Source organism: Lactobacillus sp. ESL0237 (assembly GCF_003692985.1).
Taxonomy (GTDB): Bacteria; Bacillota; Bacilli; order Lactobacillales; family Lactobacillaceae; genus Lactobacillus; species Lactobacillus bombicola.
This window is the reverse complement of the sequence record NZ_REHE01000007.1, coordinates 59,791-83,743: the sequence shown is the minus strand read 5'-3', so window position 1 is coordinate 83,743 and position 23,953 is coordinate 59,791. Positions and strand designations below refer to the sequence as shown.

Genomic DNA, 23,953 nt, shown 5'->3' with positions numbered 1-23,953 from the left:
ACCGCCTGCTTTTTTATTTGAAAGAATAATTTTTAACTAAATCAATCTTCGGCTTAATCTGAGTTAAAAATTCTTGAAACATTTGTACATAATCCTTGTCATATATCTCTTCAATTTTGTCTAAATTATAGACGGGATAAAAACCGCCACCCATTGCGCGATAATTATTGACTGCCAAACGGTAAATTTGCCCATCTGCAATTTCTTGTCCATCAAGTTCTAATCTGGTTAGCCTTTGCCCAATGGGACGATCAATTTCAGCTTGATAATTTATAGGATAGAACGTATCAAAATTAAAAAGTAGATTTTGATACTTAGGAGCAAATTCAATTTTACCTTGATCATTTTTAATTAAAAATGAAAGACTATGTTCAATAATTTGTCTTAATTCTTTTCCAGTTAATTTTACACGGCATAACTGATTAGCATACGGATAGTTAAGCAAAATATCACGCATTGTTACTTTTTGCTCGAATCCTTTTGCGGTTTCACTCATTACTGCAGTTGCCGAGATATCCGCCTGAGTATAATATAGCTGCATTTGTTGTAAAAGATTGACAAAAGGGGCTCCTTGAAGTCTAGCTTTTTGAGCGTTATCTATTTTGGCTGGAGCATCTAAATGAGCAATTGGTTGATCAAGCCAGTTTTCAGTTTGCTTATTTAAATCTGAACATAAAGAAATTATTTCTTTATCAGGGCAATAATCTTTTGTATCAATTAAACTTGCAGTTGTTGATTGGATTTTTTTAGTGTCTTCATCTATTTCAACGACAACCTTACCAACAGCTTCTCCGCGATATCCAGGTTGAACAATTGCCGTATCAAAAGCTTCTAAACTCATTTTTTGGTGTTGATGACCTGTCAAAAAAACATCAATTTCTGGAATTTCTTTTAAAATTCGATATCCCTCGTTTTCACCAGTTTTTGGTTCTGTTGCTTGACCAGTATGTATATCGGCTTCAAAGCCGCCATGGTAAATAACTGCTAAGATATCAACTTCAGCTCGTATAATTTGTGTATAATATCTAACTTGATCAAAAGCAGACAAAAATTTCAAGCCTGTAACATTCTCTGCTGGTTCCCATGCAGGAACTCGTTTAGTTGTTACTCCAATTATGCCTATCTTGATGCCATTTTTAGTAATTATACAGTAGCCTTGACCAAAAGCCGGTTGAGCAGTCTTCTTTGCTAAAATATTGGCATTTAACAAAGTTGAGTGATTGTAATTAATGTATTGTCTTAAATAAGTTAGGCCAAAATTAAAATCATGATTTCCTAAACAGCGTACATCATAGCCAATAGCATTATATAAGTCAGTATATTGTTTTAGGGCAGTCTCATCTGCTGTATGAACATATGCGGCTAAAGGAGAGCCTTGTAAGCAATCTCCTGTATCTGCTACAACAACGTTATTAGCGCCATATTTTGCTCGCTCTGACTTAATTACACTACTTACTCGACTTAAACCAAAAGAAACATCTTCAGTTCCGAAATTTTGATAATCAGTCGGTAATATATAGCCATGAATGTCACTTGAACTCAAAAATACTATTTCCATCATTTTCCTCTTACTCAACAGATTCTTTTAGGTAAAAAAAAACACCAATAATCGGTGTTTTTTTCATATTATTGGTTGTCACTGCTATTAGCTTCTGTAGCAACTTGACGACCTTTGTAATAACCTTTAGGTGAAACGCGGTGGCTCAAACGGTATTCACCAGTAGTTGCATCGTAATGCATTGCTGGAACAGTTAATTTGATATGACCACGACGTGAACGTTTCTTTTGCTTAGAAGTATGTCTCTTAGGAACTGCCATTTAATTGATCTCCTTTATTGTAAATTAGGTTTTCCGGTCACTATTAATAAGGGCCTTAAACACTTCACGTTTGTTAATGATACTATTGTATCCCAAATAAATCAAGATATATTAGTTATTCTTATCATGATTATGTCCATTTGAACCCCAAAACCAGCCGATTAAAACGCCAATAATTAGCATTAAAACTAAAATAATAATTAAGGGCAAATTGAGTTTAAATAAACCAAAATTGATTGCCACATTGCCAGTATTAATAACTACAAAAATTACCGATAACAAGCTAAGAATTAAAGTTAAAATTAATTTTAACTGATCAATTTTATTTTTCATTGGTTGAACTACTTTCTGGAAGCATACTTAATAGATAATTTGTCACCTATACTTGGAAACAAATTATACAGTTTCGCATACACAGCAAGACTAATCGGAATATTTAGTTCGCGCTTATTGCTACCAAAATAATGTACCACTTGCCAAGAAACATCATCAGGGTCAAGCATATATCCTTGAATATTTTCAACATAATGTCCAGTTTTATCAGCAATATTAAAAAAGTTAGTATAAACTGGACCAGGATTAACAGTCATCACCTTAACGCCAAAGGGTTTTAATTCTAAGCGCAAGACATTAGAAAATTGAATAACAGCTGCTTTTGATGCGCTGTATGCCGCAGATTTAACTGTTGGAATTTTGCCAGCAATTGAACCAAAGTTTATAATTTGCCCTGCCTTTTGGTCCATCATCACTCGACCAATTAGTCTCGTAAAATACATTAAACCCAATACATTGACTTGAAACATGGCAGTTATTTCGCGCCGATTCATCTCGACAAAGTTACCAAATTTTCCAAATCCGGCGCAATTGACTAAATAATCAATATGATTAGTTACCTTAATTATATTTTTAAAAGTAGCATCAATTGCGTCGCTCTCCCCCATATCAGTGACAAATGCGTAAGCTGGAGCACCAGAAAGTTCATGTGCCTCAGCTGCAAGATGATCAAGTTCATCTTCTCTTCTTGCAATTAAAACAACTGTAGCACCACGACCAGCACTCTCTAAGGCAATTGAATGACCTATACCACTTGAAGCTCCTGTAATAACAACCACTTTATCTCTTAATGAATCGCTCATTTTTCTTCACCTTTCATTGGAATTATAACTCGATCAAAATCATTAGCTAATTTAGTATTGGGGAATATCTTCTCCGCTTGTTGCACTAATTTTTTTGCTTTTGCACCTAAGTATCTAGCTGAAATATGGTTTAAATACAAACGCTTTACCCCATTAGCTTGCGCAACCTTAGCCGCTTCTACAGCAGTCGAATGATAATAAGAATACGCTAAATCTGCTTCGTTACCAGCAAAAGTAGACTCATGAATCAAGACATCAGCATTTTTAGCTAGCTGTGCAATTGTTGCCGTTGAACGGGTATCATAAATAATTGAAATTATCCGACCAGCCTTAGATGGACCTAAAAAATCGTGTCCATCCAAAATCGTATTATCATCCAAAACGATTTTCTCCCCATTTTTTAGTTTACCAAGTAATGGTCCATTAGGTATATTATATTGCGCTAATTTATCCATTAAAAGTTCACCTTGATGAGGATCTTCAACTACGCGATAGCCAAAACTAGGCACTCGATGTTCTAATTTTTCTGCGAAAACTCTAAATCCATTGCCTTGAAAAATCAGTCCACCCTTTTCTAGCGGTACAAACCTAATTGGATAGGAAATTTTTGTTCTTGATACTTTTAAAGAAGTTCTAACAAATTGTTCTAAGCCTGGGGGACCATAAATTGTTATTGGACCAACATCGCCTTGAAATGATCTAGTTGCCAAAAAGCCAGGCAGGCCAAAAATATGATCGCCATGATTATGTGAAATGAATATTTTTGTTATCTTGCGCATTCGAATATTAGTCCGCAAAATTTGATGTTGCGTAGCTTCACCCACATCAAATAACCAAATCTCATTTAATTCATCAAGCATTTTAAGGGCAATGCTTGATACGTTGCGTTGCTTTGATGGTTGCCCTGCTCCTGTACCTAAAAATTGTAACTCCATAAATTTCCCATTCTAAAATTTTGCATGCTTAACGATTGCTTTGACAACAAAAGCGCTATAATATTTTGAGCCGATTGGTGTAGGATGAGTATGATCATCATAAAACCAATTGGGATGACTTTTTGCATAGTTGCACCAATCAATAATATTTAAATTATGATAACGTCTAGCCGCTTTAGTTAAAGATTGATTGACCTGATTTTGCCACGGTCTATTGGGCACATAAGTATTAATCCAAAAAACTTGCCGCTTAGATCCTATTAGTTGCATTAGTTGATTTAAGTCAGACATTGGAAAAGCTCCATTTGTTCCTAAAGCAATTAATACATTGTCAGCTAAGACATGCTGAGACTTGTAATGGTCAAGTAACCCAAAAGATGCGTTTACTTGTCTAGAAACAGCCGCGTCAATAATAGATTTAGGCATTAACCGCGTTAAATCGTTACTAGAACTTGCCATAACAGAATCACCAATTGCCGTTAATTGAACTTTATGTGCTAATTGTAAATCAAGTTGTGAAATTCCATATTTTTTATATAACCGATTGACTGGGTGGCTCTTTGCAGTCTTATTAGCTACTTTAATTAGTTTAGCTCTTTTTTGATCTTTTTTCTTACTTTTTTTTATTTTGGCAATTGCCAGTTGATTATCTTTTTTTTGCTGCCGACAATTCTTTCGAATTCTTACAGCTAACTGCGACTGATTATAATCTTGAGCTTTAACCATTGGTGAAACAATGATAGCAATACTACCGCAAATAAAAATTAAACTTATTACTAAAGCCTGGATTTTAGAACCGTAATTTTTTGTCTTAAAATTTAAAACTTTTTTTAGGTATTTTTTGATGGAAGATAGACTAATTTTACTCAATGGCTTTTCAATAAAGCGATATGACAATTCGCTTAAGACAAGAATTATCGCAATTTCAAATAAATGGTATAAAAAAGCATATTCAGCTAGATTAGCTACTTTATCTTCGAAAAAGATCATAACTGGAAATTGATATAAATATATACCATAGCTTCTAGAACCGAGCCAATTAAAAACCGGATTGGTCATCCATCTATTCCAGTGACTACATGGATGAGCAATAACAGCCACAAAGATAGTTGTTGCTATCGTAAATAACATCATCCCACCATAATAAGGAAATGGCCCTTCAGCATTCATTGCTGGACTAAAAAACATCAATAAAATAATAAATAAGGCAACAAAACCCATGCCATCCAAAAAATAAGCTTCACTTTGCTTAATTTCGGTCTTCAATTTATTTATTGGCCATAATACGGCTAATACTGCTCCTATACCTAAAGCAAAAAAACGTGTGTCAGTACCGTAATAAATCCTATTAATATTAACACCAATTCGATACATAATTGCCATTTCAAGAGCAGAAAGTAGAGAAAGACCTGAAAGCATTTTGACCATTACTTTTCTATTCTTTGCATACTTGACAAGTAGATAAACGACTAGTGGCCATAAAAGATAGAATTGCCCATTAATTGACATTGTCCAAAGATGGACAAAAGGTGACTCATTAGCAGCAAATCGTTCAAAGTAACTTTGCCCATTAAATATTTGCCAAAAGTTATAAACACTTAGTACATTAGAAACTACGATTTGCCATAAATTAGCAAGTAAATTGCGCTGAAATAATAATATATACGCCGAAGAAAGCCATAAGACCGAAAGTAATGATGGATATAATTTTTTAATTCTACTCCAATAAAAATTTACGTTATCAAAAAAACCATCTTTTTCATATGACTTTAACATTTGACAAGTAACTAAATACCCTGATAAGACAAAAAATATCGGTACACCAAGATAGCCACCAATAAAAGTATCGGGATTAAGATGATATAAAATCACCCCAATAACTGCCAATGCTCTGAGTCCAGAATATCCTGTAATAAACCGATTTTTTTCCATATTTTCAAACTTTTCTATTAAATTTATTGAACAAATTCAAAATTAAATGTGCCAATAACAACGTCATCACCGTCAACAGCCCCACTTTTACGTAGTGCTTCATCTACACCTAAGTTCTTTAATTGCCGAGCTAAACGAATAATACTATCTTGATAATCCAGGTTGGTTCTTGCAACTAATTTTTCTAAACCTTCACCCTTAATTTCAAATAAATGATCTTCAAGCTTTTCGATCGTGAATTCATCTTTCTTAGATTTTTCGTATCGATATTCCTTAATAACTTGGCTAACCTTTATGTTTTCTTTAGCCTGTTCCTGTTCGACTTGCTCTATTAAAATGGCTGTATTATTAAGCAACTGCTCAATACCCTGATGAGTAACACTTGAAATTGGATAAACCGGTTCATTAATAGCAGCTTGTTTTAAATCCTGCTTAAATTTAACTAGCTTGTCAGCAGCTTGAGGTAAGTCCATTTGCGTGGCTACAATTATTTCACGTCTTTTTCCTAGATTTTGGTCATAAGACAACAATTCCTTACGAATTTTTTGATAATCCTCAATTGCGCTACGACCATTATCTGGATCCATTGATACCAAATGCAAAATCACTTTAGTTCTTTCAATATGACGTAAAAACTGAATACCAAGACCAACGCCTTGACTGGCGCCTTCGATTAATCCAGGTAAATCAGCTATTGAAAAATCACGACCATCAGGAAGAATGACTATTCCTAAATTAGGAGTAAGTGTAGTAAAATCATAGGCCCCAATCTTAGGTTTTGCTTTTGTTACTACTGATAATAAAGTCGATTTACCTACTGATGGAAAGCCTACTAAACCAACATCGGCTAGTACTTTAAGTTCTAAGCGTAGAACTCGATCTTCACCAGGTTCACCATTTTCAGCAATTTCTGGAGCAGTATTAACACTATTAGCAAAATGAATATTTCCACGACCACCACGACCACCATGAGCAACAATTAACTCTTGCTTATTTTCGGTTAGATCTCCGATTTCTTCATTAGTGTTAAAGTCGTATACAGTTGTACCAAGCGGTACTCGTAAATAGAGATCTTTAGCGCCACGACCATATTGTGATTTTATACGACCGTTTTCACCATTCTCGGCCTTAAATTTGCGCCGATAACGGAAATCCATCAAGGTCCTTAACCCACTATCAGCAACAAAAATAATACTTCCACCGCGACCACCATCACCTCCGGCTGGTCCGCCATTTGGTACATATTTTTCATGGCGAAAGGCAACGATACCATCTCCACCTTTACCAGCTTGAACTTCAATCTTAGTTTGATCGACAAATGTTGGCATGTATTTTCCCTCCCAATTGCACTAACCTTAATACTATACCACAAAAATTCTGGCACATTCGATAAAATTAGCGTCACAACGTTAATTTAACAGTTTGCGCCTGTGGTAAAGTTAATCCCGCTGAACATAATTCTGCAATACTTGCTTCCTTTATTTTCTTTAAAGATCCAAATTGTCTTAAAAGCTTATTTCTACTTTTTGGACCAATTCCCTTAATTGAATCAAGCTTACTTGATAAGGCATTTTTTGCATGTGTACGCCGATGAAAAGTAATGGCAAATCGGTGTACTTCATCCTGAATCCTAGTCATTAGATAAAATCCTTGTGATTTAGGATCAAGTGGAATCAATTTCATGGGTATGCCATTAATTGGGTCGCCATAAAGCAGATGATTTGTTCGGTGCTTATTATCCTTAACCATACCAGCAACCGGTATTTTTAAATCCAATTCATTACGCAAAATATCCTGGCAAGCATCAATTTGAATTTGTCCACCGTCCATTAAGATGAGATCAGGCATTTTTTTATGTTCACGTAAAAGGCGACTATATCGGCGACGAACAACTTCACGCGTATTACGAACTTCATCACCCCCGTTTTGATGTTCAACTTCACCTTTTAATTTATACTTTCGATATGAATTTTTATCAGGTTCTCCGTCTTTAAAAACCACTAGTGCTGAAACTGGATCTGTTCCTTGAATGTGGGAGTGATCAAAGCTTTCAATTACATGTCCATAGGGCAGAGTCAAAGCATCAAAGATTTCTTTTTGTGCCCCCTTAGTCTTACGGTTATCAAGTTCTAACAATCTAAACTTATCATCCAATTTAAGTTTAGCATTTTCCTTTGCCATTTTTAATAATGCTTTCTTTTGTCCTCTGATGGGAGTTCTAACTTGAACTTGTAAAACTTCACCTAAGGCTTCATTATCAATTCCAGTTGGTACTAAGACTTCTCTTGGTAATACTCTATTTTTTTGACCATAAAATTGCACAATAAATGAAGTAAATGCATCTTCGGGGTCACTTTCATCAGTTAAGGGATACATTCTTGTTTCGCTTCTAAGTAACTTAGCCTGTCTTAAAAAGAAAATTTGAATCGCAATCCATGATTTATCTACATAAAAATTAAAAATATCACGCTGAGTATTGTCATTAGAAATTATTTTTTGCTTTTCGACTGTTTCTTCAATATATGCGAGTTGATCACGAACTTCTGCTGCTCGTTCAAATTCTAAATTTTCAGCAGCTTTACCCATTCTCTTATTTAAATCTTGTTTTACTGCTGTTATGTCTCCATTTAAAAAACTTTTGATTTTTTTAATTTGTGCTCTGTATTCTTCTTTGGGAACTTCCTTAAAGCAAGCCCCTAAGCACTGCCCCATATGATAATATAAACATGGTCTTTTCTGTTTACCATTGCACCTTCTTAAAGGAAAAAGCTTTTGAATAAATTTTAATGTTGCTTGTGCCGCATAAACATTAGGATATGGACCAAAGTAATATCCACCATCCTTACGCACAATACTAGTTAACTTAGTTTGAGGATCGCGTTCATTAGTGATTTCAATATAAGGATAACCTGTTCCTTGTTTCAACTGTACATTATAGTAGGGTTGATATTTTTTAATTAAGGTAACTTCTAATAGAAATGCTTCTTTATCCGTTGATACAGTGATAATGTCATAATCTCGAATTTCACGCACTAATTCAGCCCTACGTCCAACCTGTTTACTCTTAAAATACGACCGAACGCGGCTCTTCAGATTTTTTGACTTACCAACATAAATAACCTTACCGTTTATATCTTTCATCAAATAACAGCCTGGCTTAGCAGGCAAAAGCTTTAATTTATTTTCAATTAATTTTGTTGCCAAAAACTCACTTCCTTATTTGCTGAATCAATTTTATCACAAACTTTCTTTCTGGGAGCCTGTATAGGGTTTTAAATTAGCAATTACTTTACATAATAATAATTATTTCTAATAATAAGTTAGCACTAGCCGAATCTTTCTTTTTTTATTATAATAAGACAAACGAAAGGAAGATAATTATGGGATTAACTTTTAAAAAGCAAGACAATTTAGAAAGATTATTTGATAAGTTTGCTACAGTTCCTGAAGATAAAAAAAAGAAAAGCAATAAAGATAAAAAAAAGGCAAAATAAAAATGGCTCATTAATGGGCCATTTTTATTTACTTTAGTCTTACAAATATTGTTCAATCCAAGTCCATACTTCTTTAACATGCGTTTTTTGCACAGAGCTATAAGTTAATACACTAACATTAGCATGAGCTAAATCAAAATTTTTCTTTAGATTGGATATAACTTTATTTTGCTGACTTTTCTTTACTTTATCAATTTTTGTACAAACTACCAAAATTGGCAATTCAAGAACTAAGGCATAGTTATACATCGCAACATCGTTTTTAGTAGGTTCATGCCTTGAATCAACTAAAATAATCAATCCCTTTAAGTTTTCTCTAGTTTCAAGGTAATCTTGAATCATTTCGCCAAATTTTTCTCGTTGTGCCTGAGAAACTTTCGCATAGCCATATCCTGGAACATCTACTAAATAAAAATCTTGATTAACAATATAAAAATTTAAAGTTTGTGTTTTCCCAGGTTGTGAAGATGTTCTAGCTAAATTTTTGCGTCCTAATAATGAATTAATCAAACTGGACTTTCCAACATTAGAACGACCCGCTAAAGCAATCTCACTTAAATTATCTTGAGGATACTGTTCTTCTTTAACTGCACTAATTGCATAGTCACTACTCTTAATGATCATTTACAACCTTAATTTCTTCTTTAAGTGGCTTACCACTTTCTTTTTTTCTAACAACTCGAGGTTCAGCTTGCTTAGTAATCACATCTTCAGTTATTTCAACTCTTTCAATATCTGTCTCACTAGGTATTTCATACATAATGCTCATCATTGCATTTTCAATAATTGTTCTTAAACCACGCGCACCCATATTACGTTCAATTGCCAAATCAGCAATTGCTGTTAAAGCACTATCTGTAAATTCTAGTTCAACATCATCAAGAGAAAATAATTTTTTATATTGTTTTACCAAAGCATTTTTGGGTTCTGTTAAAATACGAACTAAATCTTTATTATCTAATTTATTTAGGGTAGCTACAATCGGTATACGTCCAATAAATTCTGGAATTAAACCAAATTTAACTAAATCACCAGTCGTCAAGTGCTCTGTCCATTCTTCATCTTGTATTGAATTTAACTTACTTTCTGCACTAAAACCGATAACTTTTTTACCTAACCGACCTTTAACTATCTGTTCTATCCCATCAAATGCTCCACCAACAATAAATAAAATATTAGTGGTATCAATCTGAATCAATTCTTGTTGGGGATGTTTACGTCCACCTTGTGGTGGAACTGAGGCAATAGTGCCTTCTAAGATTTTTAAGAGCGATTGCTGCACTCCTTCACCAGATACGTCACGTGTAATCGATACATTTTCAGATTTTTTAGAAATTTTGTCAATTTCATCTATATACACAATTCCACGTTGCGCTCTTTCAATGTCGTAATCAGCATTTTGCAATAACTTTAGTAAAATATTTTCAACATCTTCACCAACATAACCAGCTTCTGTTAAAGTTGTTGCATCTGCTATGGCAAATGGAACATCCAGAATACGAGCCAAAGTTTGAGCTAAATAGGTCTTACCTGAACCAGTAGGCCCAATAAGAGCAATATTTGATTTTTGCAATTCTGTTGAAGAATCAATATCCATCTGGGTAATCCGTTTATAATGGTTATAAACAGATACTGACAAAATTTTCTTGGCTCTCTCTTGCCCAATAACATATTGATCAAGCTGCTTCTTGATTTCCATCGGCTTTGGTAAGTCTTTTGCCTCTTTTAATGAATCTGATTTCAATTCATCGTCGATAATTTTTTTAGATAAATTAACACATTCATTGCAAATATAAACACCATTACCAGCAATCATTTTTTTAACTTGATCTTGTGTTTTATCACAAAAGGAGCACTTAATTTCTTCTTGATCAGTAAATTGTGATGCCATTCTATTCCTCCTTATGTCTACAAGTTTAAGAGTATCATAAATATGTTAGGTACTTGAATTATTTGCTTGTAGAAAAATAAAAAGGTAGTTAAATAAACTACCTTTCTACTTTCGATTTAAGTTCTATTTGTTGTCTGAACTCTTATCGTCGTCATTAATCTTGGATTTAGCAACTTGTTTTGCATTGTCAGTGACAAGATCAATTGCCTTACGAATATTGATATCGTGTGAAAGCATGTCATCAGTTAAAGTATTACGGACAGTCTTTTCATCCATATTGTACTCTTTTGCAAGCTCTTTAATTTCGTTATCAATCTCTTCTTTTGAGGCTTTAATATCTTCTTTTTCAACGATTGCTTCAAGAACTAGGTTAGTCTTAACTCTTTCTTCTGCATCCTTGCTAAACTGTGAACGCAATTGTTCTTCAGTAGTTCCAGTTAATTTATAATAAGTTTCTGGATTAATGCCTTGACGTTGCATATTACCTAAATATTGATTCATTTGAGTATTAACATCTTCTTGAATCATCGTATCAGGTATTTCTTTAATCTTTGCATTGTTAACTGCTGCTTCAATTGCGGCTTGCTCAATCGCTGATTTAGCTTCTTCTTCTTTTTTAGCTTTTAAATCTTTCTTGATTTTTTCTTTTAATTCATCAAGCGTTTCAACAGAATCATCAATATCTTTAGCAAATTCATCGTCTAATTTAGGAAGTTGCTTTGATTTAACTTCATGAATCTTTGTAGCAAAATGTGCTTCCTTACCAGCTAAATCTTTTGCACCATAGTCTTCTGGGAATGTTACTACAACGTCTACATCATCACCAGCCTTATGACCAATTAGTTGATCTTCAAAGCCAGGAATAAAGGTATTTGAGCCAAGTTCAAGAGCGTAATCATTAGCTGTTCCTCCATCAAAGGCTGCGCCATCTACTGTACCCTTATAATCAATAGTTACAGTGTCACCTTTAGCAGAAGCATCTTTCTTAAGCACAAGTTCAGCATTCTTCTGGCGATCTTGCTCAAGTTCATTCTCAATATCCTTAGCATATACCCGCGTATTTTGTTTAGGAACTTCAATACCCTTGTAGTCACCTAATTCAACTTCAGGCTTAACATTGACAAGTGCTTTTACACTCCAGTCCTTACCCTTTTCCATTGAAACAGGGATAATTTGTGGTTGCCCTACTGCTTCAATGCCAACCTCTTTAACTGCAGTAGCATATGCAGTTGGAAGAACCATATTTAACGCATCTTCATATAATGCTTCTTCACCATAATATTGATTAAAAATTACTCGAGAAACATGTCCTTTTCTAAAACCAGGAACACGTAAATTATTTTTTACTCGCTTAAAAGCTGAGTCTAACCCACGCTTAACTTCAGCTTGGGGAATATCAAAAGTAAGTTCACCGTTATTTTCACCAGTTTTATTCCAATTTACAGACATTAATTAAATACCTCCAATGTCAAGTATCACTTCATCGTACATACTAAATTATCTTACATTAAACGATTGAAAAAAACAAATTTAGGCAAAAAAAGATGTACTTCTATGAAGAAGTACATCTTTTTAAACTGTCCTTTTATGAACTAGTCAAGGATTTCAGTAACCTGACCAGCACCAACAGTACGACCACCTTCACGGATAGTAAACTTAGTACCCTTTTCAATGGCTGCTGGTTTAATTAAGGTAACAGTAAATTCTGTGTTATCGCCAGGCATAACCATTTCAGTACCTTCTGGCAATTCGATTTCACCAGTAATATCAGTAGTGTGGAAATAGAATTGAGGACGGTAGTCTGAGAAGAATGGAGTATGACGTCCACCTTCTTCCTTCTTCAGGACATAAACTTGACCCTTGAACTTGTTGTGGGTTTGAATTGAGCCAGGTGCAGCTAAAACTTGTCCACGAACAACTTGGTCACGGTCAATACCACGAAGCAATACACCAACGTTATCACCGGCTTCACCAGAATCTAAAGTCTTGTGGAACATTTCCAAACCAGTAACAACTGACTTGATAACCTTTTCTACTAAACCAACGATTTCAACTTCATCGCCGACCTTAACAGTACCACGGTCAATACGACCTGAAGCAACAGTACCACGACCAGTAATTGTAAATACATCTTCAACTGGCATTAAGAAAGGCTTATCAGTTTGACGTTCTGGGGTTGGAATGTATTCATCAACAGTATCCATTAACTTCATAATAACGTCTTGTTGTTCCTTGTCACCTTGTAAAGCTTTCAAAGCTGAACCACGGATAACTGGAATGTCGTCACCTGGGTAATCATATTCTGATAACAAGTCACGAACTTCCATTTCAACCAAGTCAATCAATTCTGGATCATCAACTAAATCAGTCTTATTTAAGAAGACAACGATGTAGTTAACACCAACTTGACGAGCAAGTAAAATGTGTTCACGAGTTTGTGGCATTGGTCCATCAGTTGCAGCAACAACTAAAATGGCACCATCCATTTGAGCAGCACCAGTAATCATGTTCTTGATATAGTCGGCGTGTCCTGGAGCGTCCATGTGAGCATAGTGACGCTTTTCAGTTTCATACTCAACGTGAGCGGTATTGATAGTAATACCACGTTCTTTTTCTTCTGGTGCAGCATCGATTTCTGAATAATCTTCAGCTTTAGCCAAACCTTTTTCTGATAAAACTTTAGTAATAGCCGCTGTTAAAGTGGTCTTACCATGGTCAACGTGACCAATAGTACCAATGTTTACGTGTGGCTTCGTTCTAACGTAATGTTCTTTTTCTGCCATTAAAATGACCCTCCTGTAAATTTGCAAGAAGTCCGTTGAGATAATAACGGATAGTTCTCTGTTGAATATTGTACTACTTTCATGGGCAAATGCCTAGTATTTTAATGCATAGAGCCATGCCTAATGAAAACATCCTTTGCTATTATACTAAATGTTTTCAAAAAGTAAACCCCTTTGTTTAAATTATTTAGGCAAATTAAGTTCGATTGTTTCGAACAGCTTTTGATTACCCCTACCATCGTGGTTATCAATGTAAGAAGCAATATCGCTAGCGAAACTATCAGGCTCATCAACGTACTTATTTATCATAGGATAAAGACTACCTAAAATCAAGTTAACTTCAGCTAAAACTACTGGTAATTGACTTGGCCGATGATAATATTTTGCTCCTATGCCCGATATTACTTCACGATATATTGGCTCATCTTTTAATAAATTAGTATCAGCTGGAATAAATTTCACTAAATTACCTAGAATGACTACGCTAATCTTATCTTTCAAACCAAGCCGTACAAAATCTTCACAGAGTGCTATTCTTACTGCAAAGTTCAAAGTTGGATCAACTAACAAACTTTGTGCAAAAAATTTAAAATTAGCTAAGCTTAATTTAAATAGTTGCTGATAATCATATTGCGTAGGCTGTTGTAGTTGCTTAAACTTAAGCATCAATTCTTGTTGTTCAGTTATGCTTACTGGTTCAACAGAAATAGCTAGTTCTCCTTTGGTCAAATTAGTTACTTCAAAAGCTTCAATAGCAAAATGATTAGCCTTTAAAATTTTACTATATTCAGTAAAAATAGTTTTATCTGAAAAAAGATCTCTTTCTTCTTTAATCAAACTATATGCAGCATATTCCTGCTTATCTTTTAAATATAATTCACAAAGCATTAAAACTATTTCTTGACTTGAGCCATCACGTAGTGCTTCTTCTAAGTTTTGAATGGCTAGTGTCACATTGCCATCTAACTCATTTTTTCTTGCAAGCTGCAATAAATTTTTTTGACTTAATGTAGTCATAATTAATCTTTCTTAATAATTCGCTTGCCAGATTTATTTACATCAACTGAGTGGTAATCGTTATTTTTGCCGTTGCGTTTTTGTAAAGCTCGGTGCCGGTTTTGGTTAACTTCCATTACCACCGGTAAAACAACCGGTCGCCGATTAGTTTTTTTGTACAAAAACTTCTCTAAATCATTGCGTACATCCTGTTTGATTTCAGTCCAATCAAACTTTTTATGTTCAAAATTATTTTTAATTGTGCTTTTAATTAACTCAACACTATCCTGCATCAATTGTCGATTTGCTTTAATATAAACGAAACCTCTACTAGTAACTTGAGGTTGAGCTATAATTTTTTTCTTTCGGCGATCAATAGTTACTACTGCAATAAAAATCCCATCATCAGAAAGAACCTCCCGGTCACGTAGCACAATATTACCTACATCTCCAATACCAGAGCCATCTATCATGATATCATCACCTGGAACCGGGTCAGTCAAATAAAATTTAGCTTGTTTAAAATCATAGTTTAAACAATCACCATTACGCGTAACTATTACATTTTCCTGACTTATTCCTGCTTTAACTGCTAAGTCTTTATGGGCTTCAAGTAAGCGATATTCACCAATAACTGGTATTACAAATTTAGGCTTGAGGATACTAATTAACATTTGTAAATCGGTCCCTGTAGCATGCCCACTCGTACTTTTAGCACGCCCTAATTCAATAACCCTTCCACCTGCTTGATAAACCATATCACTGGTTTGTGCTACTGTTGTTTCAACTGCATGAGAAGGAGTAGTTGCAATAAAAACGAGATCTCCGGGATGAATGGTAATCATCGTATGGCGCTTCTTGGCCATATTCTGTAATGAATTAAGGGGCTCGCCCATTTGACCTGTTTCAAGGATAACCACTTTATTTTCTGGTATTTCCTTTAAGTCTTTAACACGTATCAAAAGCCCCTTCGGCACTTTTAAATAACCTAAGCCCATCGCTGTACGGACAATTTTGGCAACATCTCGGCCTGTTAACAACACTTTTTTACCAGTTCTATAAGCAGCATTTAATACTTCCTGTATACGAATCAAATTAGAAGCTTTGGCTGCAACAATCACTCTTCCCTTTGCATTACGGAAAACATTAGTCACATATTCGCCAATTTCTTGTTCCGAAACATTTGGTAAGGTGGCTTCAGCATTAGAAGAGTCACTTAACAAAGCCAAGACATTTTTTTGTGAAATTTCTGCCAATCTATCTAAATCAGTCCGATAATTTGGTGCTGCAGATAAATCAAATTTAAAATCACCGGTATAAACTATCTCACCCGCATTTGTATGAACATCAATTCCTAAAGAATCTGGAATTGAATGCGTGGTGTGAAAGAAAGAAATATTAGAATTTTTAAATTCAATTTCTGTATCTGCATCAATCACATGAAAAAGACTTGTCTTTAGACGCTTATTTTCACGTTTAACTTTTATTTTTGCTAATTCAATTGTGAGCTGCGAACCAAAAACCGGAATATCATACTTACGTAATATATATGGCAATGCCCCGATAGAATCAGCATGTCCATGTGTTAAAAAGATGCCAACTACCTGATCACTATACTGCTCAAAAAAATCAAGATCTGGGATAACCAAATCAATTCCAAACAAGGTACTATCAGGATATTTTAAACCAGCATCAAGAATATAAATTTCGTCATTTACTTGGACAGCAAACATGTCTTTTCCTTGCTCACGTACGCCGCCCAAAATCATTATTTTAACTTGATCAGTCATCAATATTTCCTTTTCTATTGCTATTCAATTGTTATTTTATGGATCATTACGATCACAACGTAAAAAAGTGTCTTTTTTCATTCTAGCATAAAAATTAATGATGAGAAAAATAAAAAGTCAGTTCCTAGTTCGAACTGACTTTTTATTTTATTAAATTAACGACGTAAACCAAGCTTCTTAATCAATTCACGGTAGCGATTAATATCATTATCTTGCAAATAACGAAGCAAGTTACGGCGATGACCGATCTTTTTCAATAAACCAACATATGAGTGGTGGTCATGCGAATGATTACGCATATGTTCAGTTAAATTGTTAATATCTGTTGTTAATATTGCAACTTGAACTTCTGTTGATCCAGTATCACCTTCATGAGTCGCAAACTTTTTAATAATTTCATCTTTTTCTGCTTTTGAAATTGCCATAATATTTCACCTTTCATTAAATAATTGCCGTTAACAACGTTAACCGTCAGGTGTGAGCGTGCAAACAGCGTTAACGGTTCACAACAATAGTATAATACAGATTATTTTTTTAAAAAGCAAGTATAAATTAGCTTGCATCTGCAATTATTCTTCAGTATAATTTACTAAGTGAATTTACAATTATTGGAGGTGAATTTTATGCCACAAATCAAGTCAGCTATTAAACGTGTTAAAACTCAAGACGCTACTAGAAAGCGCAATGCCGCTCAATTGAATCAATTAAGAACTGCTGTTAAGAAGTTCAAGGTTGCTCAAGCTGCTGGTGCTGAAAACGCCTCCGAATTACATGTTGCTGCTGCCCGTGCATTAGATAAGGCTGCTTCAAAGGGTCTTATTCATAAGAACAAGGCTAGTCGTGACAAGAGCCGCTTAGCTAAGTTAGCTAAATAAACTTGTATAACTAAAATAAAAAGCAAGAATGAGTTCATTCTTGCTTTTTTATATGCTTAAAATAAATAATTTCAAAAAAATACTTTCCCGATATTGACCATTTTTATAATTGAAATCTAGCTCAATCGCCTGCTCAAGCAACTTTTCTATCTGAGTAACTGCAAATTTGTTGCTAAGGGCCACCTTTACCCGATAGGGATGTACCCCTAGTGTTTTAGCAATTTCCATTTCCGTTCTGCTTCGCTGCTGTAAAATTTTGACTACCAAAATTAATTCTAACTGATTTTCAAAAACAGCAAGTAGTTGGATTGGATTAGTTCCTTCACGCAACTGATTTTCTAATCGATCAATTGCTTCTTGATAATTATGTTTTAGTGCAGCTTCCAAAATTGCAAAAATATTTTGTGCCAAAGAAAGGTCAATATTTTTTTCAACTAATTCAGATGTAATTTTGCCATTATCTGCAACTAGCTTTAACTTATTAAAATTACTTAGTGCAGTATCTAAAACTTGATCACTTCGTTCAAGTAACAATTGTAATGCTGATCTTGAAATTTCATAACCCTGGGTATTCATAATTGCCTGAATTATTTTCCCAACTTCGTAACTTTTTACTGTGGTATCAACAACATTAAACTTATTTAAGACAGTTTTCGTTAACTTTTTACGTCGATCAAGTTTGTCATCCGAAGCAACTAGCACAACAATATCATCTAGCTGCTCAATATTAGTAAAAATTTTTTGTAGTTGGTCCGTTTGCTTTTTTAATTTTTGTGGAACCTTAGCCTTTAAAAAAAATGGATTTTTCACCAAAATTACCTTTTTCTGACTAAATAGACTTGATTCAGTTAAATCAGCTATCAACAAATCTAGCCCATCATTTTCACAATCAATAGTTAGATAGTCAAAGCCAGAAAAAGCTTCTTCATGTGTAAATGAGGCAGCCAAATAATCATTTAAAAAGGCATCATTTCCCGTAATCAGCGTTTGCGGATTATTCTTACTTGAATTTTTAAATAAAGAAAGTAAAGTCATCGCTACTCACCATTATCAAAACCTAAAATTTGGTATAAATCTAATTAATCATATCATAGTCTACTGTTGAAACCCACGCCTAATTTATGATGAAATAAAGTATATATTCAAAATCAGAATTTAGCCAAGTTAATAAAACGGCAATATCGCTAACTTATTTTTACTTTAGAAAACGATTAAATTTAGGTTTAGTAAACTTACCATATGTCCAAGAAATCATGCCGCAATCCTGTGTTGAAACCCAGGGAATGCCTAATTTTTTAAGTGTAGCAATAGTTTCTACATGAGGATGTCCAAAGCGATTATTACGACCAGCTGAAATAAAGACAATTTCTGGCGCTAATTTATGTAAAAAATCAGGATTAGACGAGGTTTTACTACCATGATGACCTAATTTGAAATAATTAGCCTGTAAATTATATTTAGCCATCAACTTTTGTTCACCTTCTTGGTCTAAATCGCCGGTAAATAACCAGCTTTTATTTGCAACTTTGAAAAAAATTGATAAGCAATCTTTATTTTCACCTTGTCCCGGTTTAAAGGGATAAACGATATTAAATTTAATTTGTGGTTCCTTAATTTCTTGTCCCGCTAATAATTGCACTAGCTGATTCAATTTTATGCGCTTTTCTATACGCTTTTTAAAAGAAGGATTAGCCATCAACCCTTGTGCAAAATATAATCTTTCGACTGGAATTTGACTCATAAGTGGTCCTAAATCTCCAATATGGTCAGTATCCTTATGCGTTACAAAAATGCCATTAAGTTTGCTAATTCCCTGAGCTTTTAAAAAGGGAAGCGTAATTTTATTGATTTGTGGTTGCACTTTTTGCTTACTAAAATTAAGCTTACCACCAGTATCTATCAGATAAGCTCTCCTAGGAAAAGGCGTTGTAATTAAAATGCTATCTCCTTGCCCAACATAGATAAAAGTTACTTGACCAGTTAACGGAAAATGAATTATTAAAAACAAAATCAAGTATAGCCACCCTATACTTTGAAAGAGCCACTTTCGTTGCAACCGATTAAAATATGGCTCATTCTGATCAGACAGTAAAATTATTGTTAAGCTAATTAGCAGTAGGCATTGCCACCAATTGATTTTACCAAAAGTTAATAGGCCAATTTTAGAAGCCGATAGGCTACCGATTTGTTGCTCTCCCAGCATTAAAATTTTTTCAAAAACCGTACTCATGCTAGGTACAAGGCTAAAAGTTAGTAAATTTATAAAAGTAAGTGGCAGTATAATGTAGTTAAAATAAGGCACAATCAACAAATTGAAAATTACAGTTAATAGATTTAACTGGAAAAAGAAGAGTAATAGCAAAGGGGCTAAAAAGATATTTAATAATAATGACTGTTTAAAATTAGGTAGCTTATCTGTAATAGCCAAGCCAAAACTAAGTACATAACTTAAAAGAGCCCCAGCTTGCATCATTAAACGTGGATCAATTAATAAATGGACTAAGCATGTCAGCCCTAGTAAGTCTAATTTAGCAATTGGAAAGCGATGAAATTTGAACATCTGGCTTAAAAAATAAGATAAGCTGGCCCGAATAAAGCCTGCTTGGTAATTACTAAAAAAAATTCCTCCTAATAAAAGTGGCACACAGCAAGCAAAAGTTTCAAATTCTGTTAATTTAAAATAGCAGCAGATAGTGCTAATAAGTATAGTATATATGCCTACATGTAACCCTGAAATACTCAAGATATGAATAACGCCAAGATCGCGATAATTATCTAGAATCGGCTGATTAGCTTGACTAGGATTTTCCCCTAGTATCAACTCACTACTAAAAAAGCATAGTAATTGTGGCATTTTTTTAAAATAAGACTGTAAACAAAAGCGTAAATAATGTAAATAATTTATCATTCCAGCTACTCGAGTTTTAATATGACAACTCTTTAAATTAATCTGCTGCGTTATATTTTTTCCTAAGTAATATTTACGTAAATCGAATTGACCATAATTAGTTGCTTGATCAATTTTTTTAACTTCCTCATTAAGCTTAGTTAAAACTACTTGATAGCCACGCTCCAGTTGCTTTTTTTGCATATCCGTAATAGTTGCTGTTACTAAAACTGGGGTCCCTTTTACCTTACCTACCCCAGTAAGCCAATTATCCTTTAAGTTTACTTGATCAGGATAAAGTTCAATTGAAGAACTACTAGTAAGGGAAAAAGTTGGATGGTGCCTGTTTAAAGTTACACTTACAGCTGCTAAAATCAAAAATAATGCTAATACATTTTTTAAAGCTGAATATTTTTTTAATAATAAATAAATAAAATATAATCCGAATAAACTACAAACAATTGTTTGTTCTATTTTGAAACACTGATATATTAAAAAACTCAAGTCAATAAATAAGAGCGCAGTAAGTAAAAAAAATCCTGGCTGTAACTGCTGCCTAAATTTCCAGTTGATTTTTAAGTGCTGCAAAAGTTTTATCTCCAATACCTGAAACTTGCTTTAAATCTTCAATTCTTTTAAAAAGACCATTTTTTTGACGATAAGCAATTATTTGAGCTGCCTTTTTTTCACCAATTCCAGTTAGCTTTTGTAAATCCTGTTCGTTTGCAGTATTGATATTTACTTTCCCCGTAGCCGATTGATTAGAATTAGTAGCTGCTACTGCGGTCGCAGAGGTACTTGCTGCTTCACCTTGACTTGAATTTGCAGAAATAATTATTTCACTTATTTTGATTTTCTCACCTTTATATGGAATGTGAATCTTGTCTTGATCTTTTAAAATTAATGCTCGATTTACATTCTTTAGCTGGGCATTGCTTACAATTCCACCTGCTGCCGTTATTAGTTCCTGTAGCCTTGCACCATTTTTTAAAGTATAGACTCCTTGGTGCTTAATAGCACCTGAAATATCGCAAGTTATATCACTGTTTCTTGCTACAAATTGCGGCTTATCAACTTCATTCTTCTGCTGTTTTTGCTTATTTGAAGCACTCTTTTGAACATGTGTTTGTTTAATACCCAACTGGTCATCAACGGTTGGTGCACGATTTTCATATTTATTCCAAAATACAATAAAAATAAAAATTACCCCTATAATGACGTATTGCTTATGCTCAATGAGCCAATCCCTGATCTTTTCCCAATTCATTCCTCTTTCCTCCTTAAAGTTATATACGAAAAAAAAGCTCAGAATTTTTTCTGAGCTTTTTTTAATAATTATTTGTCAAATAGTTTATTGCATCATCGACTGTGTGCACTGGAACTATTTTCATTTTAGTCCCAATTTTTTGGGCAGTTTTTTTAGCAACTACATAATTACTTTCAGATTGTTTAACGACCGAAGTATCCGTTGGGGCAAAAAACACTTCCGCTCCAGCTTTATCAGCAGCCACAACTTTTTTGTCTACTCCACCAATGACACCAACTTTACCATCAGGTGCAACTGTACCAGTACCCGCTATCTTATGTCCCTTAGCTAATTTACCTTGAGTAAAAATTTCATAACTTGTTAACGTAAACATTAAGCCCGCTGATGGTCCGCCAATTTCACCAGCATCAATTTTAAGTTTAGGCTTGGTAGTTACTTTAATGTGTTCAACTAACTGAATGCCAATTCCGGCCTTGCCAGTGCCGGCAACTTTAACAATTTTCCCAGAAAAAGTATAGTACTTTTGGTTTCGTAAAACTTTAATTTTAACTTTTGTACCAATCTTTTTCTTTTGAAAGTATGACATCATTTCTGCAGTTGAGTGAAAATTATGCTGATCAGCGCCCAGGACTGTATCGCCAACTTTAAGTTTATTTTTAAAGCTAGAATTCTTTTGCACTTGCATCACATAGACGCCTTCATAATTTAACTTTGGCCTTAACTTAGCTCTTTTAGCGGCATAATAAATGGCATTCTGCTGACTAGTTTGCATATACCATTTTTGTAATTCTTGATATTGACTATTTGTAGCATTGCCTAATAGCTCATCTTTGGGTACTCTAGTAGCAAATTTTTGGGTGTAACTTAGCAGATATTCAAAAACTGATGCCGGTTGACTAGTTTCACTAACCGTAACTAGATAAAAATTTTGGGGTACTTTTTTTTGGCTTTTAATAAAGTGATTAGTGGCCACAGCCTCACCAGGCATTTCAATATAATAATTGGTTGGCCAACTTAAGCCAATAATTATTGCCAATATTGCTAGAATTGAAAATAGCCATTTAATTGTAGATTGCTTACCTTTTTTATTTTGTTGCTTCGTATTACTCATTATTAGTTGACCTCATTTTTTTCTTCAATTCCCGAGCAGCAGTTGCTGGTAAAAATGATTCAACTTCTCCCTCAAACCGCGCAACTTCCTTAACGATACTTGAAGCAATAAAACTTTCTTGAGGTTGAGTAAATAATAAAATTGTCTCAATTTCTGGTGCCAACACTTTATTCATGGCTGCAATTTGCTGTTCATATAAGAAATCCTCTGTGTTTCGTACCCCGCGAACAATTACCGTCGCATCTAATTGACGTGCAACATTGACTGTTAGTTGGTCAGGTCTTTTGATAACTTGAACGTTGGATAAATTACTTATTGCATCTTCAACCAGATTTACTCGTTCATCAGGTGAAAAAAGATAATGTTTAGCAGTATTAGTCATTATTAATACATCTACTTGATCGAATAACTTAGCTGCCTGCTTAATTATTCCAACGTGTCCGTTAGTAACTGGATCAAAACTGCCAGGAAAGAGTGCTTTAGTCATTATTTTTCCTTTCGATAAAAGCTAACTATCGTTCGTCCTAGGTGATGTTGTTTTTCCAAACTAAAGCCACTAACTTCACCTAAATTACTTCCTTCATCTGTTTCTGCTACAACAACCGCTTGTTCAGCTAGCAAATCTAATCTAACCATTTTTTGCATATCAGCACTGATTTGCTGCTTAGCATAGGGGGGATCCAAGAAGACCAAATCAAATTTTTGTCCCTTAATAGAAAATTGCTTAAGTGCTAAATTACTTGACATTTTATACACATCAAATCGGTTTTCCTCACCAGTCAAGGCGACATTTTTCCGAATTATCGCGACTGCTTGATAGTTAATATCGACAATTGCTGCGTGACTATAGCCACGTGAGACTGCTTCTATTGCTAATGCGCCGCTACCGCCATATAAATCCAATACTTGCCCACCAGCAAAAAATTGGCCTAAACTGTTAAATAACGATTCTTTGACTTTATCACTTGTAGGCCTAGTTTTTTGACTCTTCAAAGTAAATAAATTTCGTTTTGCAAATTTACCAGAAATAATTCTCAT

Annotated in this window: 23 protein-coding genes; 2 read left to right on the top strand and 21 right to left on the bottom strand. The window is 34.2% G+C overall.

The features are described 5' to 3' along the window. Nucleotides 1-13: 13 nt before the first annotated feature. From F5ESL0237_RS03340 to uvrC, 8 genes are all read right to left on the bottom strand, one after another. On the bottom strand, nt 14-1,558 hold the full coding sequence (locus F5ESL0237_RS03340; RefSeq protein WP_122021620.1) for a bifunctional UDP-sugar hydrolase/5'-nucleotidase: 1,545 nt from the start codon (nt 1,556-1,558) through the stop codon (nt 14-16). 68 nt (nt 1,559-1,626) lie between these two features. Further along, on the bottom strand, nt 1,627-1,818 hold the full coding sequence (gene rpmF, locus F5ESL0237_RS03335; RefSeq protein ID WP_090091854.1) for a 50S ribosomal protein L32: 192 nt from the start codon (nt 1,816-1,818) through the stop codon (nt 1,627-1,629). 111 nt (nt 1,819-1,929) lie between these two features. Continuing rightward, nucleotides 1,930-2,151, bottom strand: coding sequence for a lipopolysaccharide assembly protein LapA domain-containing protein (locus F5ESL0237_RS03330; protein WP_090091853.1), 222 nt, complete (start codon nt 2,149-2,151; stop codon nt 1,930-1,932). A gap of 8 nt (nt 2,152-2,159) precedes the next feature. After that, nucleotides 2,160-2,954 (bottom strand): SDR family oxidoreductase, encoded by a 795-nt coding sequence (locus F5ESL0237_RS03325; protein WP_122021619.1) that lies wholly within the window; start codon nt 2,952-2,954, stop codon nt 2,160-2,162. Beyond that, on the bottom strand, nt 2,951-3,889 hold the full coding sequence (gene rnz, locus F5ESL0237_RS03320) for a ribonuclease Z (protein WP_122021618.1): 939 nt from the start codon (nt 3,887-3,889) through the stop codon (nt 2,951-2,953). Before rnz ends, F5ESL0237_RS03325 begins: the two co-directional genes overlap by 4 nt. 12 nt (nt 3,890-3,901) lie before the next feature. Continuing rightward, entirely contained in the window at nt 3,902-5,821 is a 1,920-nt protein-coding gene (locus F5ESL0237_RS03315) for an acyltransferase family protein (RefSeq protein ID WP_122024637.1), read from the bottom strand. 23 nt (nt 5,822-5,844) lie between these two features. Next, entirely contained in the window at nt 5,845-7,149 is a 1,305-nt protein-coding gene (gene obgE / locus F5ESL0237_RS03310) for a GTPase ObgE (RefSeq protein WP_122024636.1), read from the bottom strand. 73 nt (nt 7,150-7,222) lie between these two features. After that, complete coding sequence (gene uvrC / locus F5ESL0237_RS03305) at nt 7,223-9,025, bottom strand: excinuclease ABC subunit UvrC (protein ID WP_122024635.1); 1,803 nt, start codon at nt 9,023-9,025, stop codon at nt 7,223-7,225. Between the two features lie 176 nt (nt 9,026-9,201). On the opposite strand from uvrC, the gene F5ESL0237_RS08570 reads away from it, so the two are divergent. Continuing rightward, nucleotides 9,202-9,315 (top strand): SPJ_0845 family protein, encoded by a 114-nt coding sequence (locus tag F5ESL0237_RS08570; protein WP_255409262.1) that lies wholly within the window; start codon nt 9,202-9,204, stop codon nt 9,313-9,315. 39 nt (nt 9,316-9,354) lie between these two features. On the opposite strand, the gene yihA is transcribed toward F5ESL0237_RS08570, so the two are convergent. From yihA to rpsO, 7 genes are all read right to left on the bottom strand, one after another. Continuing rightward, a complete protein-coding gene (yihA, locus tag F5ESL0237_RS03300; protein WP_122021614.1) occupies nt 9,355-9,939 on the bottom strand; it encodes a ribosome biogenesis GTP-binding protein YihA/YsxC in 585 nt (194 codons plus the stop codon). Beyond that, nucleotides 9,929-11,206: an ATP-dependent Clp protease ATP-binding subunit ClpX gene (clpX, locus tag F5ESL0237_RS03295; RefSeq protein ID WP_122021613.1), complete on the bottom strand. Its 1,278-nt coding sequence runs from the start codon at nt 11,204-11,206 to the stop codon at nt 9,929-9,931. Before clpX ends, yihA begins: the two co-directional genes overlap by 11 nt. A gap of 123 nt (nt 11,207-11,329) precedes the next feature. Further along, complete coding sequence (gene tig, locus F5ESL0237_RS03290) at nt 11,330-12,655, bottom strand: trigger factor (protein WP_122024634.1); 1,326 nt, start codon at nt 12,653-12,655, stop codon at nt 11,330-11,332. A 143-nt stretch (nt 12,656-12,798) separates the two neighbouring features. Continuing rightward, the gene (gene tuf, locus F5ESL0237_RS03285) at nt 12,799-13,989 is read right to left on the bottom strand and encodes an elongation factor Tu (protein WP_090091838.1); all 1,191 of its coding nucleotides are present in this window, start codon (nt 13,987-13,989) and stop codon (nt 12,799-12,801) included. A gap of 183 nt (nt 13,990-14,172) precedes the next feature. Continuing rightward, nucleotides 14,173-15,006 (bottom strand): tetratricopeptide repeat protein, encoded by an 834-nt coding sequence (locus F5ESL0237_RS03280; protein ID WP_122021611.1) that lies wholly within the window; start codon nt 15,004-15,006, stop codon nt 14,173-14,175. 2 nt (nt 15,007-15,008) lie between these two features. Further along, nucleotides 15,009-16,775 (bottom strand): ribonuclease J, encoded by a 1,767-nt coding sequence (locus F5ESL0237_RS03275; RefSeq protein ID WP_118896436.1) that lies wholly within the window; start codon nt 16,773-16,775, stop codon nt 15,009-15,011. A 155-nt stretch (nt 16,776-16,930) separates the two neighbouring features. Next, nucleotides 16,931-17,200 carry a 30S ribosomal protein S15 gene (gene rpsO / locus F5ESL0237_RS03270; protein ID WP_090091833.1) on the bottom strand — a complete coding sequence of 90 codons (270 nt, stop codon included), beginning with the start codon at nt 17,198-17,200 and terminating at the stop codon, nt 16,931-16,933. Between the two features lie 198 nt (nt 17,201-17,398). Here rpsO and rpsT point away from each other — a divergent pair, with 198 nt between their 5' ends. Beyond that, nucleotides 17,399-17,650 (top strand): 30S ribosomal protein S20, encoded by a 252-nt coding sequence (gene rpsT / locus F5ESL0237_RS03265; RefSeq protein WP_090091831.1) that lies wholly within the window; start codon nt 17,399-17,401, stop codon nt 17,648-17,650. A gap of 48 nt (nt 17,651-17,698) precedes the next feature. Here the strand turns inward: rpsT and holA are convergent, their stop codons facing one another. From holA to rsmD, 6 genes are all read right to left on the bottom strand, one after another. Next, the gene (holA, locus tag F5ESL0237_RS03260; protein ID WP_122024633.1) at nt 17,699-18,685 is read right to left on the bottom strand and encodes a DNA polymerase III subunit delta; all 987 of its coding nucleotides are present in this window, start codon (nt 18,683-18,685) and stop codon (nt 17,699-17,701) included. Nucleotides 18,686-18,845: 160 nt separating this feature from the next. After that, nucleotides 18,846-21,125 (bottom strand): DNA internalization-related competence protein ComEC/Rec2, encoded by a 2,280-nt coding sequence (locus F5ESL0237_RS03255; RefSeq protein WP_122024632.1) that lies wholly within the window; start codon nt 21,123-21,125, stop codon nt 18,846-18,848. Then, on the bottom strand, nt 21,094-21,804 hold the full coding sequence (locus F5ESL0237_RS03250) for a helix-hairpin-helix domain-containing protein (RefSeq protein ID WP_122021607.1): 711 nt from the start codon (nt 21,802-21,804) through the stop codon (nt 21,094-21,096). Before F5ESL0237_RS03250 ends, F5ESL0237_RS03255 begins: the two co-directional genes overlap by 32 nt. Before the next feature lie 61 nt (nt 21,805-21,865). After that, nucleotides 21,866-22,915, bottom strand: coding sequence for a SepM family pheromone-processing serine protease (locus F5ESL0237_RS03245; RefSeq protein WP_122021606.1), 1,050 nt, complete (start codon nt 22,913-22,915; stop codon nt 21,866-21,868). After that, a complete protein-coding gene (gene coaD / locus F5ESL0237_RS03240) occupies nt 22,908-23,402 on the bottom strand; it encodes a pantetheine-phosphate adenylyltransferase (RefSeq protein WP_122021605.1) in 495 nt (164 codons plus the stop codon). Before coaD ends, F5ESL0237_RS03245 begins: the two co-directional genes overlap by 8 nt. After that, nucleotides 23,402-23,953: a 16S rRNA (guanine(966)-N(2))-methyltransferase RsmD gene (rsmD, locus tag F5ESL0237_RS03235; RefSeq protein ID WP_122021604.1), complete on the bottom strand. Its 552-nt coding sequence runs from the start codon at nt 23,951-23,953 to the stop codon at nt 23,402-23,404. Before rsmD ends, coaD begins: the two co-directional genes overlap by 1 nt.